At 61.9% G+C, this 24980-nt stretch carries 21 protein-coding genes; 2 read left to right on the top strand and 19 right to left on the bottom strand.

Annotated features, from left to right (window positions below):
* Nucleotides 1-53 precede the first annotated feature (53 nt).
* The 4 genes from ACM6JM_RS10125 to argH all read right to left on the bottom strand — a co-directional run bounded on the left by ACM6JM_RS10125 (nt 54) and on the right by argH (nt 4060).
* Nucleotides 54-878: an ABC transporter substrate-binding protein gene (locus ACM6JM_RS10125; protein WP_074690517.1), complete on the bottom strand. Its 825-nt coding sequence runs from the start codon at nt 876-878 to the stop codon at nt 54-56.
* Between the two features lie 39 nt (nt 879-917).
* A complete protein-coding gene (locus tag ACM6JM_RS10120; RefSeq protein WP_039768627.1) occupies nt 918-1682 on the bottom strand; it encodes an amino acid ABC transporter ATP-binding protein in 765 nt (254 codons plus the stop codon).
* A gap of 10 nt (nt 1683-1692) precedes the next feature.
* Nucleotides 1693-2571, bottom strand: coding sequence for an amino acid ABC transporter permease (locus ACM6JM_RS10115; RefSeq protein ID WP_011334265.1), 879 nt, complete (start codon nt 2569-2571; stop codon nt 1693-1695).
* Nucleotides 2572-2632: 61 nt separating this feature from the next.
* Nucleotides 2633-4060, bottom strand: a complete 1428-nt coding sequence (gene argH, locus ACM6JM_RS10110; RefSeq protein ID WP_039768624.1) for an argininosuccinate lyase — start codon at nt 4058-4060, stop codon at nt 2633-2635.
* A gap of 310 nt (nt 4061-4370) precedes the next feature.
* On the opposite strand from argH, the gene ACM6JM_RS10105 reads away from it, so the two are divergent.
* On the top strand, nt 4371-5336 hold the full coding sequence (locus ACM6JM_RS10105; protein WP_414881785.1) for a LysR family transcriptional regulator: 966 nt from the start codon (nt 4371-4373) through the stop codon (nt 5334-5336).
* Here ACM6JM_RS10105 and ACM6JM_RS10100 read toward each other — a convergent pair.
* The 10 genes from ACM6JM_RS10100 to arnB are packed head-to-tail and all read right to left on the bottom strand — an operon-like array spanning nt 5320 to nt 16279.
* On the bottom strand, nt 5320-5847 hold the full coding sequence (locus ACM6JM_RS10100) for a GNAT family N-acetyltransferase (RefSeq protein ID WP_414881784.1): 528 nt from the start codon (nt 5845-5847) through the stop codon (nt 5320-5322). The genes ACM6JM_RS10105 and ACM6JM_RS10100 overlap by 17 nt on opposite strands.
* Nucleotides 5848-5883: 36 nt before the next feature.
* The gene (locus tag ACM6JM_RS10095) at nt 5884-7503 is read right to left on the bottom strand and encodes an ArnT family glycosyltransferase (protein WP_414881783.1); all 1620 of its coding nucleotides are present in this window, start codon (nt 7501-7503) and stop codon (nt 5884-5886) included.
* The gene (locus ACM6JM_RS10090) at nt 7476-8855 is read right to left on the bottom strand and encodes a UDP-glucose dehydrogenase family protein (RefSeq protein ID WP_085610361.1); all 1380 of its coding nucleotides are present in this window, start codon (nt 8853-8855) and stop codon (nt 7476-7478) included. The genes ACM6JM_RS10095 and ACM6JM_RS10090 overlap by 28 nt, the downstream gene beginning before the upstream one ends.
* Nucleotides 8852-9256, bottom strand: coding sequence for a 4-amino-4-deoxy-L-arabinose-phosphoundecaprenol flippase subunit ArnF (gene arnF, locus ACM6JM_RS10085; RefSeq protein ID WP_103385219.1), 405 nt, complete (start codon nt 9254-9256; stop codon nt 8852-8854). Before arnF ends, ACM6JM_RS10090 begins: the two co-directional genes overlap by 4 nt.
* The gene (gene arnE, locus ACM6JM_RS10080; protein ID WP_414881782.1) at nt 9253-9597 is read right to left on the bottom strand and encodes a 4-amino-4-deoxy-L-arabinose-phosphoundecaprenol flippase subunit ArnE; all 345 of its coding nucleotides are present in this window, start codon (nt 9595-9597) and stop codon (nt 9253-9255) included. The genes arnF and arnE overlap by 4 nt, the downstream gene beginning before the upstream one ends.
* A complete protein-coding gene (gene arnT, locus ACM6JM_RS10075) occupies nt 9594-11243 on the bottom strand; it encodes a lipid IV(A) 4-amino-4-deoxy-L-arabinosyltransferase (RefSeq protein ID WP_414881781.1) in 1650 nt (549 codons plus the stop codon). Before arnT (ACM6JM_RS10075) ends, arnE begins: the two co-directional genes overlap by 4 nt.
* Nucleotides 11240-12124, bottom strand: a complete 885-nt coding sequence (gene arnD, locus ACM6JM_RS10070) for a 4-deoxy-4-formamido-L-arabinose-phosphoundecaprenol deformylase (protein ID WP_210710650.1) — start codon at nt 12122-12124, stop codon at nt 11240-11242. The genes arnT (ACM6JM_RS10075) and arnD overlap by 4 nt, the downstream gene beginning before the upstream one ends.
* The gene (arnA, locus tag ACM6JM_RS10065) at nt 12124-14115 is read right to left on the bottom strand and encodes a bifunctional UDP-4-amino-4-deoxy-L-arabinose formyltransferase/UDP-glucuronic acid oxidase ArnA (RefSeq protein WP_414881780.1); all 1992 of its coding nucleotides are present in this window, start codon (nt 14113-14115) and stop codon (nt 12124-12126) included. Before arnA ends, arnD begins: the two co-directional genes overlap by 1 nt.
* On the bottom strand, nt 14112-15134 hold the full coding sequence (arnC, locus tag ACM6JM_RS10060) for an undecaprenyl-phosphate 4-deoxy-4-formamido-L-arabinose transferase (RefSeq protein WP_103385223.1): 1023 nt from the start codon (nt 15132-15134) through the stop codon (nt 14112-14114). Before arnC ends, arnA begins: the two co-directional genes overlap by 4 nt.
* On the bottom strand, nt 15131-16279 hold the full coding sequence (gene arnB, locus ACM6JM_RS10055) for a UDP-4-amino-4-deoxy-L-arabinose aminotransferase (RefSeq protein ID WP_414881779.1): 1149 nt from the start codon (nt 16277-16279) through the stop codon (nt 15131-15133). The genes arnC and arnB overlap by 4 nt, the downstream gene beginning before the upstream one ends.
* A 431-nt stretch (nt 16280-16710) precedes the next feature.
* Here arnB and xerC point away from each other — a divergent pair, with 431 nt between their 5' ends.
* A complete protein-coding gene (gene xerC, locus ACM6JM_RS10050; RefSeq protein ID WP_139834466.1) occupies nt 16711-17601 on the top strand; it encodes a tyrosine recombinase XerC in 891 nt (296 codons plus the stop codon).
* Here xerC and ACM6JM_RS10045 read toward each other — a convergent pair whose 3' ends face one another.
* The 5 genes from ACM6JM_RS10045 to arnT (ACM6JM_RS10025) form a co-directional block, all read right to left on the bottom strand.
* Entirely contained in the window at nt 17602-18654 is a 1053-nt protein-coding gene (locus ACM6JM_RS10045) for an ABC transporter ATP-binding protein (protein ID WP_414881778.1), read from the bottom strand.
* Nucleotides 18651-20246 carry an ABC transporter permease gene (locus tag ACM6JM_RS10040; RefSeq protein WP_414881777.1) on the bottom strand — a complete coding sequence of 532 codons (1596 nt, stop codon included), beginning with the start codon at nt 20244-20246 and terminating at the stop codon, nt 18651-18653. The genes ACM6JM_RS10045 and ACM6JM_RS10040 overlap by 4 nt, the downstream gene beginning before the upstream one ends.
* A 3-nt stretch (nt 20247-20249) precedes the next feature.
* On the bottom strand, nt 20250-21263 hold the full coding sequence (locus ACM6JM_RS10035; protein WP_414881776.1) for an iron ABC transporter substrate-binding protein: 1014 nt from the start codon (nt 21261-21263) through the stop codon (nt 20250-20252).
* A 200-nt stretch (nt 21264-21463) separates the two neighbouring features.
* Nucleotides 21464-22993, bottom strand: a complete 1530-nt coding sequence (locus ACM6JM_RS10030) for an ArnT family glycosyltransferase (RefSeq protein WP_414881775.1) — start codon at nt 22991-22993, stop codon at nt 21464-21466.
* Nucleotides 22990-24699 carry a lipid IV(A) 4-amino-4-deoxy-L-arabinosyltransferase gene (gene arnT, locus ACM6JM_RS10025; protein WP_414881774.1) on the bottom strand — a complete coding sequence of 570 codons (1710 nt, stop codon included), beginning with the start codon at nt 24697-24699 and terminating at the stop codon, nt 22990-22992. Before arnT (ACM6JM_RS10025) ends, ACM6JM_RS10030 begins: the two co-directional genes overlap by 4 nt.
* Nucleotides 24700-24980: the final 281 nt, after the last annotated feature.

The raw sequence follows: 24980 nt of genomic DNA, 5'->3' as shown, positions 1-24980 counted from the left end.
GCCGAAGGCTGCGATCTTTTGATTGATCGCAGCCGGGCATCCGTGGCGAAGGTTTACTTGCCCGCGTTAATGGTCACATCCTTGATCGCACCCAGTTCCAGATCCCACTTCTTCAGAATCGCGTTATAGCTGCCGTCATCCACCATGCTCTGCAACGCCACTTTCACCGCCTCACTCAGCTCAGGCTTCTTCTTGCTCACACCCAACCCGGTGAACTGCACGGAGATCGGCTGGCCGACCGTTTTGTACATGTCCTTTTCCTGAGTCTTGAGGTACGACAGGGTTTCGCTGCCCTGCATCGCCGCATCAATGCGGCTCTGGCGCAGTTGCGCACGGGCGTCGGCCGAGCCTTCGGTGCCGATCACGTTGATCGCCGGTTTGCCGGCGGCTTCACAGTTGGCCTTGCTCCACTCGGCGATTTCCGCCGGGAACGTGGTGCGGCGGCTGGTGCCGACTTTCTTGCCGCACAGGTCGATGATCTCGTTGGTCGCGGCGTTCTTCTGCAAGGTGTAGAACTGCGGGCCGCTGGTGAAGTAGTCGACGAAGGTCACGCTGGCCTGACGCTCGGCGGTGTCGGTCATGCCCGACAGGACCATGTCCACGCGGTCGGTGGTCAGGGCGTTGATCATTTGCTCGAAGCCGGTTTCCTGCCACTTGATCTTCACCCCGAGGCGTTCGGCCAGGGCGTTGCCCAGGTCGTAGTCAAGGCCGGTGAGCTTGTTGGTGGCCGGGTCCTTGAAATCCATCGGCGGATAGTTGGGCATGATCGCGACGACGATCTCGCCTTTTTCCTTGATGCTGGCCGGCAACTCGGCGGCCACGGCGACACCGCAAGACATGAGGGAGGTGAGTACTGCTGGAATGACGAAGTTCTTCATGGACGTTCTCTTATGAGTGTTGTGAAGGCCAAAGGGGCCTCAGGTTCGAACGGCAGAAATGAAGCTTTGGGTGCGCGGGTTTTGCGGACTTATTAGTATTTCTTCGGGGCTTCCAGCCTCCACGATCTGCCCGCCGTCCATGAACACCATGCGGTTGGAAACCTCCCGGGCGAAGCCCAGTTCATGGGTGACGACGATCATGGTCATGCCGGTCTGCGCCAGATCGCGCATCACCGACAGCACCTCACCGACCAGTTCCGGGTCGAGTGCCGAAGTGGGTTCATCGAACAGCATCAGCTTGGGTCGCATGGCCAGCGCGCGGGCAATCGCCACCCGTTGCTGCTGACCGCCCGACAGTTCAATCGGGTAGCTGTTGCGTTTGTCGGCCAGGCCGACCCGGGCCAGCAGCTCCAGGGCTTCTTCGTGCGCCTCCTTGGGCGAACGCTTGAGCACCTGGCACGGGCCTTCGATGATGTTTTGCAGCACGGTCATGTGCGGGAACAGGTTGAAGCGCTGGAACACCATGCCGGTGGCCAGGCGCTGACGGGCGATCTGCGACTCGTTGAGTTCGTGCAGCTTGTGCCCGACGACGCGGTAGCCGACCAGTTCGCCGTCGACCCAGAGGCCGCCCTTGTCGATTTTTTCCAACTGGTTGACGCAGCGCAGCAGGGTGCTCTTGCCCGAGCCCGACGGGCCGATGATGCACAGCACTTCGCCTTGCTCGACCTCGATGTTGATGTCCTTGAGCGCGTGGTACTGGTCGTAATATTTGTTCAGGCTCACGGCCTTGACGATGTTTCTCATGTTCGACTCCTCAAGAACGCTTGCCGGCGCCGCGAGCGAAACGACGCTCCAGACGGCTTTGACCAAAGGACAGGACGGTGACGGTGGCCAGGTACCAGATACCGGCGACGATCAGCAGCTCCATGACCCGGGCGTTGGCGTAGTAGATGTTCTGGGCGTTGTAGAGCAGTTCCGAGTACTGGATGACGCTCGCCAGCGAGGTCATTTTCACCATGCCGATGAATTCGTTACCGACCGGCGGAATGATGATCCGCATGGCCTGCGGCAGGATGATCCGGCGCAGCGCCTGCAAGCGCGGCATGCCGATGGACTTGGCGGCTTCGTACTGGCCGGTGTCCACCGACAGCAGGCCGGCGCGCACCACTTCGGCGGTGTAGGCGCCCTGGTTGATGCTCAAGCCGAGCAGGGCGGCCACGAACGGGGTCATCAGGCTCACGGTGTCGAGTTCGAACAGGCCGGGAATGCCGATGGTGGGGAAGATCAGCGCCAGGTTGAACCACAACAGCAGTTGCAGAATCAGCGGCGTACCGCGAAACAGCCAGGTGTAGGTCACGGCCACGTAGCGCAGGATCGGGTTGGCCGACATGCGCATGATCGCGGTGATCACCCCGAACACGATGCCCAGCGCCATGGCCAGCACGGCCATGATGATCGTGTTGAACAGGCCCCACATGATCGCTTCGGAGGTGAGGAACTGGCCGATGTACGACCATTCGATCTTGCCTTCGGCGAAGGCCCGCACCAGGCCGATGATGGCGATGACGATCACGGTGGCGAAGAAGATCCGCCCGTAATAACGCCGTGGCACATGCTGGTACTGGGTAATGTCGAACTGGTTTTCCGCCAGTTTGCGCTCCGCCTGGAGTCGTTCTGCCTGAGTCTGGCTCATGGTGTTTCTCCGTACACTGTACTTGTCGATCAACCCCCTCCCGATGGGAGGGGGACCCGGCTTAGAGGCGGAAGCCCTGGTAGTTTTCGGTCCACTGTTGCTGCGCGGCGAGGGCGGTTTTCAGGCGGCCGATCTGCTCGCGCACCTGTTGCGGTGCGGTGCCGCCCCAGCCGCTGCGTGCTGCGATGGCGGCTTCCAGGGTCAGGCTGTCTCGCACGTCTGCCGTGAGGCGCGGGTCGATCTCGGCCAGCAGCGCCGGCGAGGCTTCCCACAATTCGAGGTCGTGTTTTTCGCAGGCCTGCACCAGCGCGCCGGTGATTTCGTGGGCCTCCTTGAACGGCACGCCGCGCACCGCCAGCCAGTCGGCGACTTCAGTGGCGAGGGTGAAACCCAGCGGCGCCTGACGCCGCAGTTCCTCGACGTTGACGGTCATGGTCGCGACCATTCCGGCCATGGCCGGCAGCACCAGCAGCAAGGTGTCGACGCTGTCGAGTACGCCGTTCTTGTCTTCGCTCAGGTCGCGGTTGTACGACAGCGGCAGGGATTTGAGCGTCGACAGCAGACCGGTCAGGTTGCCGATCAGACGCCCAGCCTTGCCCCGGGCCAGTTCGGCGATGTCGGGGTTTTTCTTTTGCGGCATGATCGAGCTGCCGGTGGCGTAGGCGTCGTCCAGATCGACCCAGCGGAACTGGCGCGACGACCACAGGCAGAACTCTTCGGCCAGACGCGAGATGTTGATCCCGAGCATGCTGGCGATGAACAGGAACTCGGCGACGTGATCGCGGCTGGCCACGGCGTCGATGGAGTTTTCGCAGACCCCGGCGTAGCCCATTTCCCTGGCCGATTGTTGCGGCTGGCGAGCAATCGCGGAACCGGCCATGGCCGCGGCACCGAGGGGCGACAGCGAAGTGCGGGCGTCCCAGTCCACCAGGCGTTGCACGTCGCGCAGCATCGATTGCGCGTGGGCCAGCAGGTGATGGGCGAACACGATCGGTTGCGCCTGCTGCAAGTGGGTGAAGCCCGGGCAGATGCTTTCGACGTGCTGCTCGGCCTGATCCACCAGCGCCGTTTGCAGGGCCAGCACTTCCACGGCCAGGGTGCGGACGTGATCACGCAGGAACAGGCGCAGGTCGTTGGCGGTCTGGTCGTTGCGCGAACGGCCGGCGCGCAGCTTGCCGCCCAGTGCGCCGAGGCGTTCGGTCAGCAGGCGCTCGATGAAGGTGTGAACGTCTTCGTCGTCCAGGGTCGGGGCGATGCGCCCGGCAGAAAAATCGGCACCGATGCCGTCCAGGGCTTCGATCATCGTGCGGGTTTCCTGCTCGTCGAGCAGGCCGGCACGTTGCAGTTCCCCGGCGTGGGCCTTGGAGCCGGCCAGATCGTACGGCGTCAGGCGGAAATAGCGCTCGGGGCAACGGGACAGGGCCGCCAGGGCTGCGGACGGGCCGCTTTTGAAACGGGCACCCCAGAGACGGTCGGTGGTTTGAGACATTGGTTGTTTTCCTCGTCGGTAACGCGAACTGAAATCGATGTGCCGGGCCCTGAAATCGCGCTGGCTATTTAGCGAACAGCAGCAGCGGACAGAATCAGGCCAAAGCAGTATTCAAGAGGGCAGTTGCAAAGAGACAAGAGCTGATCGAAGTGTCAGCTTTTAATGTTTGGCGATCAGTGAGTTGGCACTGATGTTCGGGATTTTCTGGCGGTTGCCAAGGCTGGTTTTCTGTGATCATTATTATTAGCCGGCGATGTTTTTGTTGTTGGACACAGATTGTTGAACATTGCACCAGAGGTAAATCAGCATTATGGAAACCCCACTTTCCAATTCCGGAAACCCACCGGTCAAAACCGCTCACCGGGCACCTTTGGCCCTCAGCGGACTGGATTTCAAACTGCTCAAGGTGTTCAAGGCGGTGGTCGAGGCCGGCGGCTTCAGCGCGGCGCAAAACGAGCTGAACGTGGGCCTGGCCGCGATTAGCAAGCAGATCTCCGACCTGGAAATCCGCATCGGCATGCGCCTGTGCACCCGGGGCCGAGAAGGGTTTCACCTGACCGAAGAAGGGCGTCTGGTGTATCAGGCGTCGATTGATCTGTTTGCTTCGGTCGACAACTTTCGTGACCGGCTTAGTTCGGCACAGAACGAACTTATCGGCGACCTCGGAGTGGGGGTGATCGACAATACAATTAGCGACGATAATTCACCGTTAGTTGCCGCGCTTAAAAAGATAAATGAGCATTCACCGAAAGTAAGGTTTCAACTTCAGGCGACTCAGCTGGATGAAGTGGAAAGAGGCGTGGTCGAGGGTCGCTTAGTTGCCGGAATAGTCCCGGTTTATCAAAAGCGTGAAGAGTTCGATTATTACCCGCTCTATGAAGAACGCTCGCAGGCTTACTGCGCGGTCGGCCACCCGTTGTTCGAGATGCCGGCGGAGCAGATGGGCGGTAACGTTCTGCAGGATTACGAGTGCATCAACCACCGCTACGCGATCCATCGCGACAAGCTCAACTTCGCCCGCTACGACAGTTTTTCCGCCTCGGCGACCCAGGTCGAAGCGGTGGCATTGTTGATCAAGACCGGGCGTTTCGTGGGCTTTCTGCCGCAGCATTACGCTGCCACGCTGGTGGCCGCCGGGCAGTTTCGTGCGGTGTGCCCGGAGCTGATCCACTTCGACACGCCGTTCAATCTGATCCTGCGGCACAACACCGTGCGCAGTCCGTTGGTCAAGGCGTTCGCCCAGGCGCTGGGGGTTGATCTCAAGGCGACGGCGTGAGATCCAGGCGCATGGCGCAACGTCGCTCGCCGGGCAATCCGTGAGCGATTTCATCGCGCAATACATGGTTCAGACGTGCGTCGCTGTCGTCGGCGTTCAATAGCGCAAAACCCATGCGTTGATAGAACGGCGCATTCCACGGCAGATCGCGAAACGTCGTCAGCGTCACCGCCCGAAGTTGCCACAGACGCGCCTGTTCAATCGCCGCCAACAGCAACTTGCGACCGACGCCCCGGCCCTGAAAGTGTTGGCTGACGGACAGTTCCTCAATGTGCAACTGTTGGTCGACAGTCACCGCCCTTAAAAAACCTGCAAGTTGCCCGTCGTTGTTTTGCGCGACCCACAGTTCGCCCCGTTCAATGGCCGGTAAATGCGCCGAGGCCTTCGGCACATCGGCATCTGCCAGCCAGGCCAGTGATGGGTCGAGTCGAAACAGCGCGGCGGCCGAACGCTCGATGGTGGGGAGGGCAATGGCATCGGCTGTAAGGGCCTGTCGCACGGTAAAGGTCATCAGTCAGCGGTCCCTGTGGAAATCACGTCGCGCAGGTTAAGGCGCCAGCCACAGCAACACATAATCGTTTTTATCGAAACGCCCGCTCAATATCGGCTGCAACGCCCCGAGCGACGTGCCTTGCAGGGCTTGATAGTCGCTGCGATCCATCATCAACCATGCCGGCCCCTTGAGTGCTTCGAGCGCTTGCGTGGTTTCGCTGAACTGCGGTTGCAGATCCTGATCGACGTTGACCATGAACTTGATGGCCTTGGCGTCCTTGCCCATGCCGTGCAACACCAGCGGCGCGGGTTGCGCGTGGATTCGCGCAAGCGCCGACTGGCTGAAGCTTCGTGTGTCGTAGAGCAGCCGTTCCACCGGCTCGAACACCAGAACGTAGGCCGACCAGACCGCCAGCACAGCGCTGAACGCGAGGACTTCGGTTCGCCAGCGCGGTCGCCACAACCGTGACAAAGCGGCCAGTTGCAGCAATCCCAGCACGATCATTACCAGCGTCAGATCGGTCAACGACTCGGGAAACCGCCGCTTCGCCACCCACAACAAAGCGATCAACAACGCGGGAATCAACAACCACAGCCCCTGCATGCCGACGCGCAGCCAGGCAAACACCCGGCCGTGCACCACCTGAAACGGGTACGCCGCAATGATCGCCGCCATGGGCAGCATCGGCAGCAGGTAACGGGCCTTTTTCGCCTGGGGAATCGACAGCCCGACCATCACGATCAAACCCGCAGCGGCGCAATACTGCACCAGGCGCAAGGCCGGGCCGCGTTGCCGGGGCTTGCTCAGCCACACCGCCGCCAGCGCGAGCAAGGCCAGCGGATACGCCAGCGCATAGTTGCCCAGAGAACTGGTGAAGTAATACAGCGAACCGCTGACGCCTTCGCTGCCGTCCATGCGCCCCATGAACTGCATGCGGATCACGTCCTGCCGAAACGCCGGCCCGCCGCTGACCTCCGCCAGCCACAACAGCAGCCCCACGCAGGCCGCCAGCAAGAGCGACGCCAGCACACCGAAGGTCAACAAGCGTGACCATTGGCGATCCAGCAGGTAGTAACTGCAGAGCATGCCGGTTGGAACCACCAGCCCGATCGGCCCCCGAATGCCGAACCCCAGCAGCAACAGAATGAACACCAGTGGCCAGCGCCGACCGGCAGCGAAATGGTCGTGGGCATAGCCGAGGTAGAACACCGAAAACGCTACGGCGGCGAGCATCAGGTCCTGCGACACCGCCCGGGTCTCGGTGATGAAGGTGCTGGTGAGCATCAGCAACGCGATGCTGACGATCGCCCAGCGCACGGACGAGGGCGCGAGCAATCGATACATCAACGTCACGATCACCGCGCCGGCGAAAGCGCTCGGCAGCCACGCCGTCAGGCTGTTGACCGTCCCGAGCGGCAGCGACAACAGCCAGATGAACAAGGTCGAGAGCGCCGAATAATCGGCGTACGGCTCACCGTAAGTGGTGGGAAATACACTGGGCCCGTGGCGCAGCATTTCCTGGGCGAACAACACGAAGCGCGAGTCGAAACCGATGGGCGCCTGCCCGTACACGCCGGCGATGAACAGCACCAACGCCAGCAGCCCTGCGATCAAGGACTGCCGGCGAATGGCACAGGACAACCCGATCAAGCCACGTCCGAAGCGTGCGGCCATTGCTGCAACGGAATCGGCAGGGTGCGCGATTCGCCACGGCCCATCGGGAAGTAATGGAAGCCGTTGCGGGCCAGGCGTTCGGCGTCGTACAGGTTGCGGCCATCGAAGATCACCGGAGCCTTGAGGCGTTGCTGGATCAGGTCGAAATCCGGCGCCTTGAACTGCTGCCATTCGGTGCAGATGATCAGCGCGTCGGAACCGGCAAGTACCGATTCCGGGGTGCCCATCAGCATCAGTTTCGATTCGTCCGGGTACAGATGCTGGGTTTCCTGCATCGCTTCCGGATCAAACGCCCGCACATTGGCGCCGGCGGCCCACAGCGATTCGAGCAGGACCCGGCTCGGCGCGTCGCGCATGTCGTCGGTGTTGGGTTTGAAGGCCAGGCCCCAGACGGCGAAGGTCTTGCCGCGCAGTTCGCCCTTGTAGAACGCGTTGATGCGCTCGAACAATTTGTGTTTTTGCCGCTGGTTGATCGCTTCCACCGCTTGCAGCAGATCGCTGGAGCAGTGCGCTTCTTCGGCGCTGTGGATCAGCGCGCGCATGTCTTTGGGGAAGCACGAGCCGCCGTAACCGCAACCGGGGTAGATGAAGTGGTAGCCGATACGGCTGTCGGCGCCGATGCCCTGGCGCACCGACTCGATGTCCGCGCCCAGGTGTTCGGCCAGTTCGGCGATCTGGTTGATGAAGCTGATCTTGGTCGCCAGCATGCAGTTGGCAGCGTACTTGGTCAGCTCGGCGCTGCGCAGGTCCATGAACATGATGCGGTCGTGGTTGCGGTTGAACGGCGAGTACAGGTCGCGCATTACGTCGCGTACTTCTTCGCGTTCGCAGCCGATGACGATCCGGTCCGGCCGGCGGCAATCGGCGACGGCTGAGCCTTCCTTGAGAAATTCCGGGTTGGAGACGATATCGAACTGCAACAGACGTCCGGCCTTGACCAAGGCTTTGTCCAGGTGCGTGCGCAAGGTGTCGCCGGTGCCGACGGGTACGGTGGATTTTTCCACCAGAATCAGCGGTTGTTCACGGTGCCGGGCCACGGCGTCCCCCACCGACAGCACGTAACGCAGGTCGGCCGAGCCGTCTTCTTTCGACGGGGTGCCAACGGCGATGAACGCGACCTTGCCGTGCTGCACCGCGAGTTTTTCATCGCAGGTGAATTGCAGGCGCCCGGCGTCCAGGCCCTCGCGGACCAGGCTGGCCAGCCCCGGTTCGAAGATGCTGACGTGACCCTGGCGCAGCAGCTCGACTTTTTTCTCGTCGATGTCCATGCACACCACGTCATGGCCGACCTCGGCCAGCACGGCGGCCTGCACCAGGCCGACATAACCGCTACCAAACACTGTGATTTTCATGGCGAACTCCTCAATTCGGGCGCACGGGCCGGACGAGTGTTGATGGTGATGACCCCGAGCATGACCAGCGCCACGCCCAGTGATTTGGAGAAACTGAAGGATTCGTTGAACAGCGGCAGACTGGCCGCCAGCAGGTACACCAGCGCGTAGCTGATACTCAGCAGCGAATAGGCCCGGCCCAGCGGCAGATCGCGCAGGGCGGCGAGCCAGCAGAGCATCGACAGCGCATAGGCGAAGATCGCCGCCAGCACCACGACCAGCGCGACTGAGTCGACACTGGGCAGGGCCAGCCACTGATCCGGTCGGGGCAGGCGCGTCATGCTCCAGCGCATGCTCAGTTGCGCCACGCTGACCAGCAGCACGCTGGCCAGGGCGAAGAAGATTCCACGGCACCGGTTCATGACTGTTGCCCCAGCAGCGCCACGCCACCAATCACCAGCACCACACCGAACCAGTGCTGAGCGTCGACGGGCTCCCTGAATACGAAGCGAGCGATCAGGGTGATGATCACGAAATTGAGGCTGAGCATCGGATAGGCGATGCTGACCGGCAGGCGCTGCAACACCAGCAGCCACACCAGCAGGCCCGCGCCGAGGGCGAGCAGGGCCAGCCATAGCCACGGCGAGCGCAATTTGCTCGACCACGACAGGCTCGCGCCGCGCCAGCGCTCGACGGCAAATTTCTGCGCGACCTGGCCCAGGCAGGTCAGCAGGCAGGCGGCCAACAGCAGCAACAGGCTCATGACGCCTCCTGCGGCAGGATCATGATCACCAGGTTGCCCTGCTCATAACGAACGCCGTCCTTGGGCAGTCTGTCGAGTTCGTCCAGTTCGTCTTGCCCCTTGACCCGCATCACCACGCCGACCGAACCGGTCTTGCGGGCTTGGCGCATCCACTGCTGCACCTGATCGGGATCGACCCGTTGTTGGATGCCGTCAGGATAGGCAAGGCCATATTTCAATTCGCCTATCGTGTTGTACAGCGCCACCTGCGGGCGTTTGAGGCGCCAGGACAGGGCCGACGCGGCGCCCAGGTCGTTGCTCAACAGGTGAGCGGCGCTCGCCAGTTCCGCTTGGTGGGCGAGGACGAACTGGTCCGGCATCTTGTTCGCCACCACCGATTTGGGCAGTGCCGCCGGCAGCAATGCGATCAGCAGCAGACTGCCCACCGCCGGCGCCGCCCAGCATTGCAACGGACGGAAGGCTTGCAGCAGGTTGCTGATGATCCAGCCGGTCAGGGCGATGAACACCAGCACCAGACTGTGCAATTCGTGGTCGTACAGCGGACGCTTGAGCTGCACGTAAACCAGCCCGATCAGCGTGACGATGCCCAGCAACAGATTCAGTAGACCATTGAGGCCCAGCGCCCGGCCTTGCTCCAGACGCAAGCGATCGGCCAGCGCGTGGCCCAGCAGCAACGCCAGCGGCAGCAGGCACGGCAGGATGTAGGTCGGCAGCTTGCCGTTGCTCAGGCTGAAGAACAGCAGCGGCATCAACAGCCACAGGCCTAGAAACGCGATGCCGGTTTCGCGGCGGGTCTGCCACGCTTGCTTCAACGCTACCGGTAGCATCCCGACCCACGGCAAACTGAACGCCACCAGCAGCGGCAGATAGAACCACCACGGCGCGTCATGCTGGGCATCGTCCCCGGCAAAGCGGCGGATGTGCTCGTGCCAGAAGAAGAACCGCCAGTAATCCGGTTCCTGACCGTGCACCGCCAGCATCCACGGCAGGCTGACGATGATCGCCACCGCGATGGCCACCGGGCCGTACAGCAGCAATTCCTTCCAGCGTTTTTGCCAGAGCATCCACGGCAACGCGATCAGCACCGGCAGCAACCAGGCGAGAAAACCCTTGGTCATGAACCCCATGCCGCAGGCCAGGCCCAGCACCGCCCAACCGGCCAGGCGCTGGCCGTTGGCGCGGCTGTCGAGGGCAAACCACAGCGCCACCAGACTCAGGTTGACCCAAAAGGTGAATTGCGGATCGAGGTTGGCGTAACCAGCCTGGCCGGCGACGATGACGAAGCTCATGTAGAGCAGGGCGCAGACGAAGCTTTTGCGCGGCTCATTCCACAAACGACGGGCAATGAGGAAGCACAGCAGCACGCTCAGCCCGGTGCTCAGGGCCGAGGCAAACCGCACACCGAACAGGTTCTGCCCGAACACGGCCTGCCCGAGGGCGATCATCCAGTAACCGGCCGCCGGTTTTTCGAAGTAACGCAGGTTCATGAAATGCGGCGACACCCAGTTGCCGCTCAGCAGCATTTCCTGGCTGATTTGCGCATAACGGGTTTCATCGGGAATCCACAGACCATGACTGCCCAGCGGCAGCAGATACGCCAGCAGGAAAATCCCCAGCAACAGCGGCAATGCCCAGCGTTTGCTCATGCGCCTTGCACTCCCAGCCAGCCTTCGCGGCCTTCGAGGGCGCCGCGTTGCACACGGCCGACGGGCAGTGTGTTGAGAAACTCGGGCAGCAAGTCGCCCAGCGGTTGAAAGTTGATGTTTCGCTGGCGCGCGTCGGCCAGCAGTCGACGAAAGTCTTCGGCCATCAGAATCCCTTCTACTTCGGCGTGAATGGTGTAGACGTTGAGGTTGTCCGGGCGGAACCGGTCGAGGATGAAGGCGTTGAAATCCTTCGCTGCCACACTCGGCCCGACCACCTCATCGAAGGTCGGCAGGTCCACCGGAATCTGCGGCGCACCGACCGAGCCGTCAGACAGCAATGGGCGAAACAGCCGCTGCCCACGGCAATCGCTGTTGTAGCGAAAGCCGAAGGCCTGTTTGGCTTCGATCACACGCTCGTCCGCGCGCCAACCGGCGGCGGCCGAACATGTGACTTTTTCGCCAAGGATGTCGCTCAAGGTGTCGACGCCCTGACGGATCTGCTCGACCAGTTGCGCATCGCTCCAGCGCCCGGCATTGGCCTGCCAGCCGTGGTGATCCCAGGCGTGCAGGCCGACCTCGTGGCCGGCGGCCCGGGCCTGACGCATCAGGTGCCCGAGGTCGCGACCGATCGGTTTGCCCGGCCACGCTGTGCCGGCCAGCAGGATGTCCCAGCCGTACAGGCCGGCGGCGTTGGAGCGCAGCATCTTCCACAGGAACTGCGGACGGATCAGGCGCCACAGATGCCGGCCCATGTTGTCCGGGCCGACACTGAAGAAAAACGTCGCCTTGATCTGCGCCTCGTCGAGCATGTCGAGCAGACGCGGCACGCCCTCACGGGTGCCGCGAAAGGTGTCGACATCGATGCGCAAGCCGGCCTGCATCAACGCTTGCTCTCGATTTCGGCCATGGCCTCACGCAGGAAGAAGTCCAGCGTGTTGCCGATGGTCTCGCGCATTTCCACGGTCGGCGTCCAGTCCAGCAGGCGCTTGGCGTTGGCGATGCTCGGTTTGCGGTGCTCGACGTCCTGGTAACCGGCGCCGTAGAACGCCTTGCTTTCCACGTCGCGGAACCCGGCGAACGGCGGGAAGTTGCTGCGCAACGGATGTGCCTCGAACTGGCGCAGCAGTTCTTCGCCCAACTGGCGGATGCTGGCCTCGTTGTCCGGGTTGCCGATGTTGATGATCTGGCCGTTGCAGACGTCGTTGTCGTTATCGATGATCCGCGCCAGTGCTTCGACGCCGTCGGCGATGTCGGTGAAGCAGCGCTTCTGCTCGCCGCCGTCGAACAGGCGGATCGGCGTGCCTTCCACCAGGTTGAGGATCAACTGGGTGATGGCGCGGGAACTGCCGATGCGCGCCGAATCGAGGCGATCCAGCCGTGGGCCCATCCAATTGAAGGGACGGAACAGGGTGAAGTTCAGGCCTTTGGCGCCGTAGGCCCAGATCACCCGGTCCAGCAGTTGCTTGGACACCGAGTAGATCCAGCGCTGCTTGTTGATCGGGCCGACAATCAGGTTGGAGCTGTCCTCGTCAAAGTGCTTGTCCTGGCACATGCCATAGACTTCCGAGGTCGACGGGAAGATCACGCGCTTGTTGTATTTGACGCAGTAGCGCACCAGTTTCAGGTTTTCTTCGAAGTCGAGTTCGAACACCCGCAGCGGATTGCGCGTGTATTCGATCGGCGTGGCGATGGCCACCAGCGGCAGGACCACGTCGCATTTCTTGATGTGGTACTCGATCCACTCCGAGTGAATGCTGATGTCGCCTTCGACGAAGTGAAAACGCGGATGGCTGCGCAGGCGGTCGATGGCGTCGGAGCCGATGTCCAGGCCATAGACTTCGTAGCGCTCGTCACGCAGCAGGCGCTCGGACAAATGGTTGCCGATGAAGCCGTTGACGCCAAGGATCAGCACCCGCGTGCGACGCGGGCCACGACCGGACTCGGCACCGCGCAGCAGCGAGCCGTCCACCAGGCCGAGTTCATTGGCCAGTTGCGGGCCGCTCAGGTACAGGCCGTTGTCGTTGCGCTGGCCGGCGTTGATCACCAGCGAGTCTTCACCGCAGGCGATGCGCAGCGGATCGACACTGATGACCCGGCCCGGCGCCTGGCCTTCGTTGCCCTTGACCACGTCGGCGCTCCAGACGATCAGCTTGTGCTCGCCCACGGCGCAGAAGGCGCCGGGGTAGGGCTGAGTCACGGCCCGCACGAGGTTGAACAGTTGCTCTGCCGGTTGGGCCCAGACCAGTTTGCCGTCTGCCGCGGTTCGACGGCCGAACACCGTGGCTTTGGATTCGTCTTGCGGGGTTTCGGTGATTTTGCCCTGAAGCATTGCAGGCAGTGCATCGCGCAGCAGGTCGCTGGCGGTGATCCGCAGTTTGCCGTGCAGGCTCAGCGCTGTGTCGCTGCGTTCGATGGCCACGCGTTGCTGGGCGAGGATGGCGCCGGCGTCGGCGCGTTTGACCATGCGGTGCAGGGTGACGCCGGTTTCGGTTTCGCCGTTGACCAGTACCCAGTTGGCCGGAGCGCGGCCACGGTAGCGCGGCAGCAGGGAGCCGTGCAGGTTGAACGCGCCTTTTTTGGCCAGCGCCAGCAGCGGCTCGCTCAGCAGGTTGCGGTAGTAGAACGAGAAGATGTAATCCGGGTCGAGCTTGGCGATCCGCTCGATCCACAGCGGATGGTTGGCGTCTTCCGGTGCGTGAACCGCGATGCCTTTGTTGGCGCACAGTTGTGCAACCGAGGCGTAGAAGGTGTTCTCCTTGGGATCATCGGCATGGGTGAATACCGCCGCAATGTCATAGCCACTGTCGAGCAGGGCTTGAATGCCGGCGCAGCCAATATCGTGGTAAGCGAAGACAACGGTTTTTGCGCTCATGAGAGAACCTGATCGGACGTGGAGTTGGAAGTGAGGCCGTCAACGGTGATGGCGGGGGCCGGCGTGGCGGGATGGCCGCGCAGGACTTTTTCAATGAAGAAACGTGGACGAGCGCGCACGTCGCTGTACATGCGGCCCAGGTATTCGCCGAGCAGGCCCATGCCGATGAACTGGCCGCCAGTGAACACGAACAGCACGGCGAACAGTACGAACAGGCCATCGCCGGCCCATCCGGCACCAAAGGCCAGGCGCATGAAGATCAGCGCCGCCGCGAACAGCACGCCGAGCCCGGCCATGGCGAAACCGACGATGCTCAGCAGGCGCAGGGGCGTGGTGGTCATGCAAGTGATCAGGTCGAACATCAGGTTGATCAAACGCATCGGGCTGTATTTCGAATCGCCGTGTTCGCGCTCGGCGTGGGCCACGGTGATTTCCGTTGTGTGGCGGGCGAAGCTGTTGGCCAGGATCGGAATGAACGTGCTGCGTTCGCGGCAGGCGAGCATCGCGTCGATGATCGTGCGGCGGTAGGCGCGGAGCATGCAGCCGTAGTCGCTCATCGCGACGCCGGTGGAGCGCTGCACGGCGAGGTTGATCAGTTTCGAGGGGTAGCGACGCAGCGCCGAATCCTGGCGATTGCCGCGTACGGTGCCGACCACGTCAAAGCCTTTTTCAGCCTCGGCCACCAGGCGCGGGATTTCTTCCGGCGGGTTCTGCAGATCGGCGTCGAGAGTGATCACCACGTCGCCCTTGCACTGTTCGAAACCGGCCATGATCGCCGCGTGCTGGCCGTAGTTGCGGTTGAGGATGACGGCCACAAACGGGCTGTCATCGACCGAGGCAGCGTCCTCGAGCAGTTGCGCGGAGGCGTCGCGGCTGCCGTCGTCGACCAGCACGATTTCGTAATCATGATGCAGTTGCTGGCAGGCGGCCTGGGTACGGCGCAGCAGTTCCGGCAGGCTGTCTTCTTCGTTGTAGACCGGGATGACGATCGACACGCAATGAATCGGATAAGGTCTCACGGGCGTTTCCCCATCAGGTGTTCAATGGCCCCGACGACCCGGTCCAGATCCTGGTCGGTCATGTCGGGAAACAAGGGAATCGAGCACAGCCGTGCCGAGTTCCACTCGGTATCGGGCAGGGACAGGTGCGGATCACGCTGGCGATACCAGGTGTGCAGGTGGGTGGCGATGAAGTGGATGCCGGTGCCGATACCTTGCTCCTGCAAACCCTTCATGAAGGTTTCGCGGTCGATGCCGCAGCGTTCGCTGTCGATACGCAGGATGAACAGGTGCCAGGCGTGGGTTTGCGCGTAGGCAGGCACCGCCAGCGGTTGCACCGGCAGGCCTTCGAGTTTTTGCAGGTATTGCGTGGCCAGCTCGGTGCGGCGGGTGTTGATTGCGTCCAGGCGCTCGAGTTGCACCAGGGCAATCGCGGCGTTGATGTCGGCCAGGTTGTATTTGAAACCGGGCTCGATCACCTGGGCCTGGGGTTTGCGGCCGTGGGTCAGGCGGTCGTAGGCATCGACACCGAGGCCATGGAACTTGAGCATGCGCACGCGGTTGGCCAAGGCTTCATCATCGGTGACGAACATCGCGCCTTCGGCGCAGGTCATGTTCTTGATCGCGTGGAAAGAAAAGATTGCGGTGCCTTGCGAGCCGACGTGACGACCCTTGTAGCGGGTGCCAGCGGCGTGGGCGGCGTCTTCGATCACGGCGATGCCATGCTTGTCGGCCAGCGCGTAGAGCGGGTCGAGATCAAACGCGGCGCCGGCGTAATGCACCGGAATGATTGCTTTGGTGCGCGAGGTGATGGCGGCTTCGATGCGCGCGGCGTCGGTCATCAGGGTGTCGCGGTCGACATCGACGAACACCGGCGTGGCGCCGAGCAGGGAAATCATGTTGGCGGTGGACACCCAGGTCTGCGACGGGGTGATGACTTCATCGCCGGGGCCGATTCCCAATGCCAGCAACGTTACATGCATGGCACCGGTGGCCGAGGAAAGTGCCACGGCGTGACGACTACCGACGTACTGGGCAAACTGTTCTTCGAGGGCCTGGTTTTTCGGCCCGGTGGTGATCCAGCCGGAGCGCAGGACTTGCTCCACGGCGGCAATTTCTTCATCACCGATACTGGGGCGGGAGAAGGGGAGAAACGCCTGACTCATGCACACCTCATTGCAAAGAAAAAAGAAATAGATCCACAGAAAAATCGGATCCAATCAAAGCGTAGACGCGAAAAAATCCTTTGCATCAATAAGTTGCCAAGACGACATAACGTCGGGTTCGGTTGACTTTTCAGGCATTGCCCGGCAGCTTGGGCGGCGCCGGCACAGGACTCAGTGGAATTAAGGTTATGCCCGTTTTTGTGAAAGGAACATGAAAAACCGGTCGGCGAATCGTTTATCTGAAACCCATACAGCCACTGTTCAGACTTCTACCGTTTATCGCGGTTTTTAGTAGAAAAGTCCTACGGAAGTGTTCCCCTTATATTAAGAATGTTGCAGTTGTTAGTTGCTGTGTTGAACTGTTTTTACTCAAGGCCCGACGTTTGATTGACTTACCCGTTGCATCCCCCGACCCCCTGAAAACCAACCCGATGACCGTGTATCTGGCGCGTCTGGCTCCCTCCAGCCAACTCACCATGCGTTACGTTTTACAAGATGCCGCCGACCGTCTCGGTTTCGAAGACATGAACGTCGAAGAAATTCCCTGGCATGCGCTGCAACCGGAAGATGTGGTTGCATTAGTCGCTGCATTGCGCGCCGACAATTACGCACCGAATACTTCTTCGCTGTATGTAAACGCCATTCGCGGTGTAATGAATGAAGCCTGGCGCATGAGCCTGATCAGCCAGGAACATCTATTGAAAATGCGCTCGGTCAAAGGCATTGCCGGCACACGACTGTCTCAGGGGCGCAATTTGAAGCGCACGCTGATTCATGAATTGATGGAAGTCTGCGCCGCCGATCCACGGCCACAAGGTTTGCGCGATGCGGCGGTGATTGCGCTGTTGTACGGCACCGGCATGCGCAAGTCGGAGTCGGTGGATCTGGACCTGAATCAGGTGGACTTCACCGAGCGCAGCTTGTGTGTCACCGCTAAGGGCAATAAACAGCTGATCAAGTACGCGCCGGCCTGGGCGTTCGCCAAATTGAATGCGTGGCTGGAGTTTCGTCGTTCGGAACTCAAGGAAGGCGAGAGCGACGACGCGTTTCTGTTCAACCGTATTCGCCGTGGCAGCCACATCACCCGCGAGCGCATCACCAAGCACGCGATCTATTACATCGCCCGCCAGCGCGGCACCCAGGTCGGGGTGAAGATCATGCCTCATGATTTCCGCCGTTCGTTCATCACCCGAGTGATCGAGGAGCATGACCTGTCGATTGCCCAGAAGCTCGCCCACCACAGCAATATCCAGACGACCGCCAACTACGACGTGCGCGACGACAACGAGCGGCGCCGCGCGGTGGATCGCTTCGACCTGTAGTCAGGGCGTTGCAAAGACGTGGGCCGCCCCCAGAATGGACAATTGCACGGCGCTGCCGGCCGGTGGCGTGTGCATGCCGGAGCTGCGCACCAGCAGTGAGCGACCGGGGCTGGCTTGCGTGCGCAGCTCCACCGTCAGGGTGCAGACGTTGCCGCCAAAGTCCCGATCCGTCACCACTGCGTGGCAGCCCTGAAGGTCGGCGGGAATGTCCGACAGTTGCAGTTGCTCGGGCCGCAGCATGATCTGCGCGGCGCCGGAAAACCCGTTGCTGTTGACCATCACCCGGCCCAGGTCGCAGTGCGCCCAGCCGGCTTCGATCCGGGCGGGCATGACCACGGCTTCGCCGAGAAAATGCGCAGTTTGCTCATCGTTGGGGTAGCGGTAGAGGTCCATCGGATGGCCTGACTGCACCAGCCGACCGTCGCGCATGACCGCCAACTGATCGGCGAACGACAGCGCTTCGCCCTGATCGTGGGTCACCAGAATCGTGGTCACGCCAGCCTCTTCCAGCAGGCGCGCGACCATTTTGCGCATGGCGCCGCGCAGGCCGGTGTCGAGGGCGGAGAAGGGTTCGTCGAGCAGCATCAGGCGTGGACGTTGGGCCAGTGCCCGGGCGAGGGACACCCGCTGCTGTTGGCCGCCGGACAACTCGTGGGGCCAGCGTGTGGCCATGTCGGCGTTCAGGGCGACGTTGTCCATCAGCGCCTGAATACGTTCGGCTCTGGCGCTGCCGGTTTCTGCCAAGCCGAAACCGATGTTGTCGGCCACGGTCATGTGCGGGAACAGCGCGCCGTCCTGCGGCACGTAACCGATCTGCCGCTGATACGCGGGCACGGCGTGGGTGCGGTCGACCAGGGTCTGGCCGTTGAGCGTCAGACTGCCGGCGTCGGGGAATTCGAACCCGGCGATCATCCGCAACAGGGTGGTCTTGCCGGAGCCGGACGGACCGACGATCACCGTGCGGCTGCCGGTCGGGACGGACAGGTTGATGGAGTCCAGCGCCGTCTGTGCGCCGAAGGATTTGCTGAGATTGATGATGTCGAGAGCGTTCATCGGCCGGCACTGCGCCTGGATTGGTGATAGAGGATGGCCGTGAGCGGCAGCGACAGCAGCACCATCAGCAGTGCGTAAGGCGCTGCGGCGGCGTAGTCGATTTCGCTGGTCATGGCCCAGAAACCGGTGGCCAGGGTGCGCGTGCCGTTGGGCGCGAGCAGCAGGGTCGCGGTCAGTTCATTGGTGATCGCCAGAAACACCAGCGCCGCGCCCGCCGCCGCACCGGGTGCAGCAAGGCGCAAGGTAATCAGCCACAGGGCGCGCAACGGTGAACGGCCGAGGCTTTGTGCGATGTTTTCCAGCTCCACCGGTGCCTGTGCAAACCCGGCGCGCAGGCTGACCAGCGCGCGGGGCAGGAACATCAGCAGGTAGGCCAGCAGCACGGTAATGGTGGTCTGGTAGATCGGTCGGGCGAAATGGATGGTCACGGTGACCAGCGCCAGCGCCACGACAATTCCAGGTAATGCGCTGGTGATGTAATTGCAGCCCTCAAGCAGGCGTTGCAGCTTGCCGGGCGCGCGGATCGACAGCCAGGCAATCGGGATTGCCGCCAGACTGGTCAACAGCGCGCCGGCCACGCCGAATGACAGGGTCTGAAGCAATGCAGGCAGCAGTTCTTCGCCTTCCCAGACCTCGGCACCGCCGGCGATCAGCCATTTGCCCAACGTCAGCATCGGCACGCCGAGGGCCAGCAGGCAGGTCACGCCTTGCAGGCACAATCCCAGCGCGGTAGTGCGTCGTTGCAGGCGCACGGTGCGTTGTTCGCGAGCGCTACCGGAGCCGACGCGGGCGTATCGCGCATGACCACGGGCGCCGGATTCCACCACCAGCATCGCCAGGCAGCACAACGCCAGAACGCTGGCGAGCATGTTGGCGGCCGGGCCGTTAAAGGTCGATTTGAACTGGTCGAAGATCGCCGTGGTGAAGGTGTCGAAACGAATCATTGCGTACAGGCCATATTCGGCCAGCAAGTGCAGGCCGACCAGCAACGCACCGCCACAGATCGCCAGCCGTAATTGCGGCAGCACCACCCGGAAGAACACGGCCCACGGTTTCAGGCCGAGGGATTCGGCCACGTCTTCAATCGCCGGATCGAGACGACGTAACGTCGCCGCAATCGGCAGATAGAGGAACGGAAAATAGGCGATCACCGACACCAGCACCCCGGCCGGCAGCCCATGAATCGACGGAAAAAGGCTGACCCACGCGTAGCTGTGCACGAACGCCGGGACCGCCAGCGGCGCAACCGCCAGCAATGACCACAGCCGTCGCCCCGGCAGGTCGGTGCGTTCGGTCAACCACGCCAGCGTGGTGCCGAGCACGATGCAGATCGGCAGCGTGATCAGTACCAGCAACACAGTGTTGATCAGCAACTCGGCGACCCGCGGACGGAAGATCAAGGCTTCGATGGTCGCCCAGCCGGTGTACCACGACACGCCGATCACAAAGCCGATCGGCACCAATGACAGCAGCGACACCGCGATGGCCAGCACGACCACCCACGGACTTCCGCGCCCATTGAGGGCGCGGGGCCGGCGTGACAAATGGGCGGAGGGCGCCGCAGCGATCCCCGCCGGTAGAGTTTCAGGCATCAATTAAAGCAGTCCTGCCTGGGTCATCAGTTCGACGGCTTTCTTGCTGTCGAGCTTCGATGCATCGACTTTCGGCGCGTCCAGATCCTTCAACGGCACCAGCTTGGGGTTGGAGGCCGAGTCCTTGCCCACGGCGTATTCAAAGGAATTGCCGGTGCGCAGGACTTCCTGGCCTTGTTTGCCGGTGATGTACTGGAGGAATTTCTGCGCGTCCTCCTGGTGTTTGCTGGAAGCCAGCACGCCGCCGCCGGAAATGCTCACGAACGCGCCCGGGTCCTGATGCTTGAAGTAGTGCAGGGCAGTGTTCTTGCTGTTTTCGCCGGTCTTGGCCTGATCGACGAACGCGTAATAGTGGTAGATCACGCCGCTGTCGACTTGCCCGGCATTCACCGCTTTGAGCACCGAACTATTGCCCCGGTAGGCGGTGAAATTGGCTTTCATGCCCTTGAGCCATTCGAGGGTGGCGGCTTCGCCTTTCTGTTCCAGCACGGCGGCGACGATGGCTTGGAAATCCGCACCGGCAGGCGACGCGGCCCAACGACCTTTCCAGGCTGGGCTCGCGAGGTCCATCAGGGATTTGGGCAGGTCCTTTTCCGGCAGTTTGGCCGGGTTATAGACGAACACCGTGGAGCGCGCGGCGATACCGACCCATTGGCCGTGGGCCGGGCGATACGCTGCGTCGACTTGCTCAAGAGTCGCCGGAGCCACCGGCGCGAACAGCTTGGCGTTGTCCACCAGCACCATGGCCGGGGAGTTTTCCGTCAGGAATACGTCGGCAGGAGAGGACGCGCCTTCCTGGACAATCTGGTTGCCCATTTCCGTGTCGTCGCCGTTGCGCACGGTGACCGGGATCCCGGTTTCCTCGGTGAAGCCGGCGACCCAGGCCTTGGTCAGGGTTTCGTGCTGGGCGTTGTAGACCACAAGGCCGACGGAGTCGGCGGCAAACACCTGACCGGCAGCGAGCAGCGCAGTCGCCAGCGCGGCCTGTTTCAGAAAGGACGGAAGGGATGGACTCATGGCGGGGGCTGCTCCTGTTTTTAGACGTTATGGGCAAGCATTCGCGGGAGTTTCAATGCGAATGATTTGCATATGTTGGCTGGCTGGCAATGTAGAGAGGCAAATGAGAAAAAAACGTCAAAACAACCGTTAATACATGTCATTGCCATTCAGGTTAGCAGTCACTCGGCGGGGACGCCGGGCGAACCCGGCGCCGTCTTTCAGGAGCCTTGGGGCAGGTAGGCGACGCTTTGATCCTCGCGACCGTGGAACAGCTGTTCGCCGCGGGTGGGCGTGGTGGTAATGACCTGATGATCGCGGCTGAGGTGACTCAGCGGAACGGGATCGCCGGTGCGGTACTGGGCGACAAAGAGGGTCCGCTGCGGATCCCAGTGCTGGCCGCTGGTGCGTTCCAGCCAGGCGATCATGGCTGCGGTATCGCCGTCGCGCGGGAAATCCCGGCTCTGCGGCACGTAGTAGAACGGCGCACCGCCGGTCTGCAGGTACATCGGCACTTTATTGTCGACCTCGACCATGACCACGTGCCATTGACTCAAGGGAGCGCGTTGGCTGGCTTGCAGGCGCACGGTTTCGCCGAAACGGATTGCACCGCCTCCGCTGTTGGTCCACGGGTAAAGCACACCGAGTATGCCGAGCAGTAGGACAGTGGCCACGCCGAAACCGATTTTCAAACCACGCCCGCCGAACGGGCCTGCGGCATTTCGAGCCGCCAGACGCCGGGTGATCCACCACGCCCCGAGCAGTTGCGCGAACGGCACCAGTGGCAACACGTAGTAACTGCGCCGGCTGCCGCTGGCGGTGAAGAACAGCATCAACAACCCGAGGCCCTGAATCAGCCAGCGGGTGTCCGGTTCGATGTGTTTCCAGTTCCGCGCCGCGACCCACAAGGCAATGATCCAGCACGGCGCCCAAGGCAGGGTATAAATCGGCAGGTACAGCAAATAGGTGTAGATCGGACCGATGTTGTCGAATGGCTGGAAAAACCGCACGACGTTTTCCCGCAAGACCAGCCCGAGGCCGCTTTCCCCGTAATTTGGCGCGCCGTAGAGGTGGGACAGCAGGAACGGCGTCATGTAGAACGCCCCGGCAATCACCAGCGCTGCCAGCAGACGTAGATTGAGATGACGCTTCCAGCGGCCTTCATGCAATAGGTGCGGCAGCAGCACCAGCCCGGGCAGGATGAAACCGATCAGGCCTTTGAACAACGACGTCAGGGACAGCAGGACGCAGAACACCAGATAGCGCGAAAACCGCGTATCGTCCGGCCCGCGCCAGTACCACCAGACCGCCGCCAGCACACCGCAGACCGTCAGGATGTCGGCAGTGGCGACCCGCGCCCAGAACACGAAGTAGAAGGTGGTCGCCAGCATCCACCCGGCGATCAGTCCCGTGCCCTTGCGAAACCGCTGCTCGCCCAGTTGATACACCAGCCACACGCTAAACCATGCGGACACCACCGAAGACAGGCGCAGCGACCAGTGATCGAGACTGCCGGTCAGCCAGGCGGTCGCGGTGATCAGCCAGTACGACAAAAGCGGCTTGTCGTAGTAGGGATCACCCTTGAGGTACGGGTCGAAGTAATCACCGCTTTGCAACATCTGCAACGCGATGTTGGCCCAGCGGGTTTCCGCGCCCCACAGTTCGCGACTGCCCAGGCCGAGCAGCAACATCAGGGCGCTGGCCGCCAGCAGGAGCAACAGGGCGGCGCGGTCGTTGTTGCGCACCGTCATGGCTGTTTCTGCGCAAAGATGAAAATGTGCAGATTGCCGCGCCGATAATGCTTGCCGTCCACGGGCAGCAATTCGACTTCCTGTTCTTCCTGCGTACTGTTGACGCGCAAGACCACACCGACGGCGCCTTTTTTCCGCGCGTCAGTCATCCACTGGCCGACGCTGTCCAGGGTGACTTTGCGTGCCGCCATGGCCGGGTCTTCGAGGCCGTACTTCAGTTCGCCAATGGTGTTGAACAGATCCACTTGCGGGCGTTTCAAGCGCCACGCCAGCGCCGAGGCCGCCCCCAGGTCGTTGCTCAGCAGGGACGCGGTTTCACTCAGTTCCCGTTGATGCTCGGCGATGAACTGATCCGGCATCTTGCTGTTGACGATCTGCGCCGGCATGGCGGCGGGCAGCAACGCCACAAGCAGGCCGATGCCCAGCGCCGGCATTGCCCACAATGTCAGTGGCCGCAGCACTTGCAAGGCGTTGGCGATGATCCAGCCCACCAGCACGATATAGGCCAGCGACAGGCTGAACATCTCGGTGTTTTCGTAGATTTCCTTCGTGGCCTGAAGATAGAGCAGGGCCACCAGCGCAGCACTGGCGAGCACCGTGTTGATCACACCGTTCAGACGCAAGAGCCGGCCATTGCGTTGATCCAGCCACTTGACCACGGTCTGCCCCATCAACAGCGCGACGGGCAGCAGGCACGGCATGATGTACGTAGGAAGTTTGCCGCTGCTCAGACTGAAAAAGGCCAGTGGCAGCAGGAACCACAGTGCCAGGTAAGCGGTTTTTGCCTCACGCTTTTCGCGCCACATGCGCAGCAAGGTCGAAGGCAGAAGCAGCGCCCACGGCAGGGTCGAGGCAAACAGCAACGGCAGGTAGAACCACCACGGGCGGGCATGTTGCGCGTCGTCACCGGCGGCAAAACGACGGATGTGTTCGTGCCAGAAGAAGAACCGCCAGAAGTCCGGTTCCCGGTAATGGACTGCCAATACCCACGGCAGGCTGACGAGGGCGCAGGCCACCACGGCGACCAGTCCGTAACGCACCAGCTCACCGAACCGCCGTTGCCAGAGCATGTAGGGCAGGGCGATCAGCACCGGCAACAGCAGGGCCAGGAACCCTTTGGTCATCAGACCCATGCCGCACGCAACACCCAGCAGCGCCCAGCCACCGAGGCGAGCGCGGGGCGTGCGGCTGTCGATGGCAAACCACACAGCCACCATGCTTAGGTTGACCCACAAGGTGAATTGCGGATCGAGGTTGGCATAGCCGGCTTGACCTGCGATCAGCCCGAAACTCATATAAAGCAGGGCGCTGGCGGCGCTGATGCGCGGGTTGTTCCAGAGCCGGCGGGCCATCAGGTACGTCAGCCAGACGCTGGCGCCGGTACTCAGCGCCGAAGCGATACGCACGCCGAACAGGTTGTCACCGAAAATCGCCTGGCCGATGGCAATCATCCAGTAGCCGGCAATCGGTTTCTCGAAATAACGGATGCCCATGAAGTGCGGGGCGACCCAATTGCCACTCAGCAGCATTTCCTGGCTGATCTGGCCGTAGCGGGTTTCATCGGGGATCCACAGGCCGTGGCTCATCAATGGCAGCAGGTAAAACATTACGAACGCCAGAATGAGGCCGGGGATGGCCCAGCGTTCGACCGCAGTCGTCGAAGGGAAAAGGGCAGTGTGTCGCAGCGGGTTGTTTTCAGACGTCATGACAAAGCCTTGGTACCGTACGAAGTTCTGATGTCGATGACCTGCCCGGCGTGTTCCTGAGCGGGCGAGTCATCGTGTTGAATGAATGCAGGTGTCGGGGCATTTCCTGTATCCAGAGAACTGTCGTACCTCCAGGCCGAAGTTCTCGCGATATAGCCAAGCATGAAAAAACCAGCTGTCCAGCAAGTTGGGGGGTAGATACATTTCTCATTAAAATTTAATGAAGTGTGCTTTGTTTAATTAAAAACAGCTCAGAACTGTCAATTAGCTGTAACCAGGAC

The sequence above is a fragment of the Pseudomonas sp. IT-P2 genome (assembly GCF_949767575.1).
GTDB classification, from domain to species: domain Bacteria; phylum Pseudomonadota; class Gammaproteobacteria; order Pseudomonadales; family Pseudomonadaceae; genus Aquipseudomonas; species Aquipseudomonas pharyngis.
Note: the sequence above shows the minus strand (reverse complement) of the source record. Positions and strands in the feature narration are given on the sequence as shown.

Bases quoted from the DNA above. Each gene is read 5' to 3' on its own strand.
- ACM6JM_RS10035 (WP_414881776.1), bottom strand. From the start codon at position 21,263: ATGAGTCCATCCCTTCCGTCCTTTCTGAAACAGGCCGCGCTGGCGACT.
- ACM6JM_RS10115 (WP_011334265.1), bottom strand. From the start codon at position 2,571: ATGAGCCAGACTCAGGCAGAACGACTCCAGGCGGAGCGCAAACTGGCG.
- ACM6JM_RS10105 (WP_414881785.1), top strand. From the start codon at position 4,371: ATGGAAACCCCACTTTCCAATTCCGGAAACCCACCGGTCAAAACCGCT.
- xerC (WP_139834466.1), top strand. From the start codon at position 16,711: ATGACCGTGTATCTGGCGCGTCTGGCTCCCTCCAGCCAACTCACCATG.
- argH (WP_039768624.1), bottom strand. From the start codon at position 4,060: ATGTCTCAAACCACCGACCGTCTCTGGGGTGCCCGTTTCAAAAGCGGC.
- ACM6JM_RS10040 (WP_414881777.1), bottom strand. From the start codon at position 20,246: ATGCCTGAAACTCTACCGGCGGGGATCGCTGCGGCGCCCTCCGCCCAT.
- arnT (WP_414881781.1), bottom strand. From the start codon at position 11,243: ATGAGCAAACGCTGGGCATTGCCGCTGTTGCTGGGGATTTTCCTGCTG.
- ACM6JM_RS10090 (WP_085610361.1), bottom strand. From the start codon at position 8,855: ATGAAAATCACAGTGTTTGGTAGCGGTTATGTCGGCCTGGTGCAGGCC.
- ACM6JM_RS10100 (WP_414881784.1), bottom strand. From the start codon at position 5,847: ATGACCTTTACCGTGCGACAGGCCCTTACAGCCGATGCCATTGCCCTC.
- arnE (WP_414881782.1), bottom strand. From the start codon at position 9,597: ATGAGCCTGTTGCTGCTGTTGGCCGCCTGCCTGCTGACCTGCCTGGGC.
- ACM6JM_RS10095 (WP_414881783.1), bottom strand. From the start codon at position 7,503: ATGGCCGCACGCTTCGGACGTGGCTTGATCGGGTTGTCCTGTGCCATT.
- ACM6JM_RS10045 (WP_414881778.1), bottom strand. From the start codon at position 18,654: ATGAACGCTCTCGACATCATCAATCTCAGCAAATCCTTCGGCGCACAG.
- arnB (WP_414881779.1), bottom strand. From the start codon at position 16,279: ATGAGTCAGGCGTTTCTCCCCTTCTCCCGCCCCAGTATCGGTGATGAA.
- arnT (WP_414881774.1), bottom strand. From the start codon at position 24,699: ATGACGTCTGAAAACAACCCGCTGCGACACACTGCCCTTTTCCCTTCG.
- arnF (WP_103385219.1), bottom strand. From the start codon at position 9,256: ATGAACCGGTGCCGTGGAATCTTCTTCGCCCTGGCCAGCGTGCTGCTG.
- arnA (WP_414881780.1), bottom strand. From the start codon at position 14,115: ATGAGCGCAAAAACCGTTGTCTTCGCTTACCACGATATTGGCTGCGCC.
- ACM6JM_RS10030 (WP_414881775.1), bottom strand. From the start codon at position 22,993: ATGACGGTGCGCAACAACGACCGCGCCGCCCTGTTGCTCCTGCTGGCG.
- ACM6JM_RS10120 (WP_039768627.1), bottom strand. From the start codon at position 1,682: ATGAGAAACATCGTCAAGGCCGTGAGCCTGAACAAATATTACGACCAG.
- ACM6JM_RS10125 (WP_074690517.1), bottom strand. From the start codon at position 878: ATGAAGAACTTCGTCATTCCAGCAGTACTCACCTCCCTCATGTCTTGC.
- arnD (WP_210710650.1), bottom strand. From the start codon at position 12,124: ATGCAGGCCGGCTTGCGCATCGATGTCGACACCTTTCGCGGCACCCGT.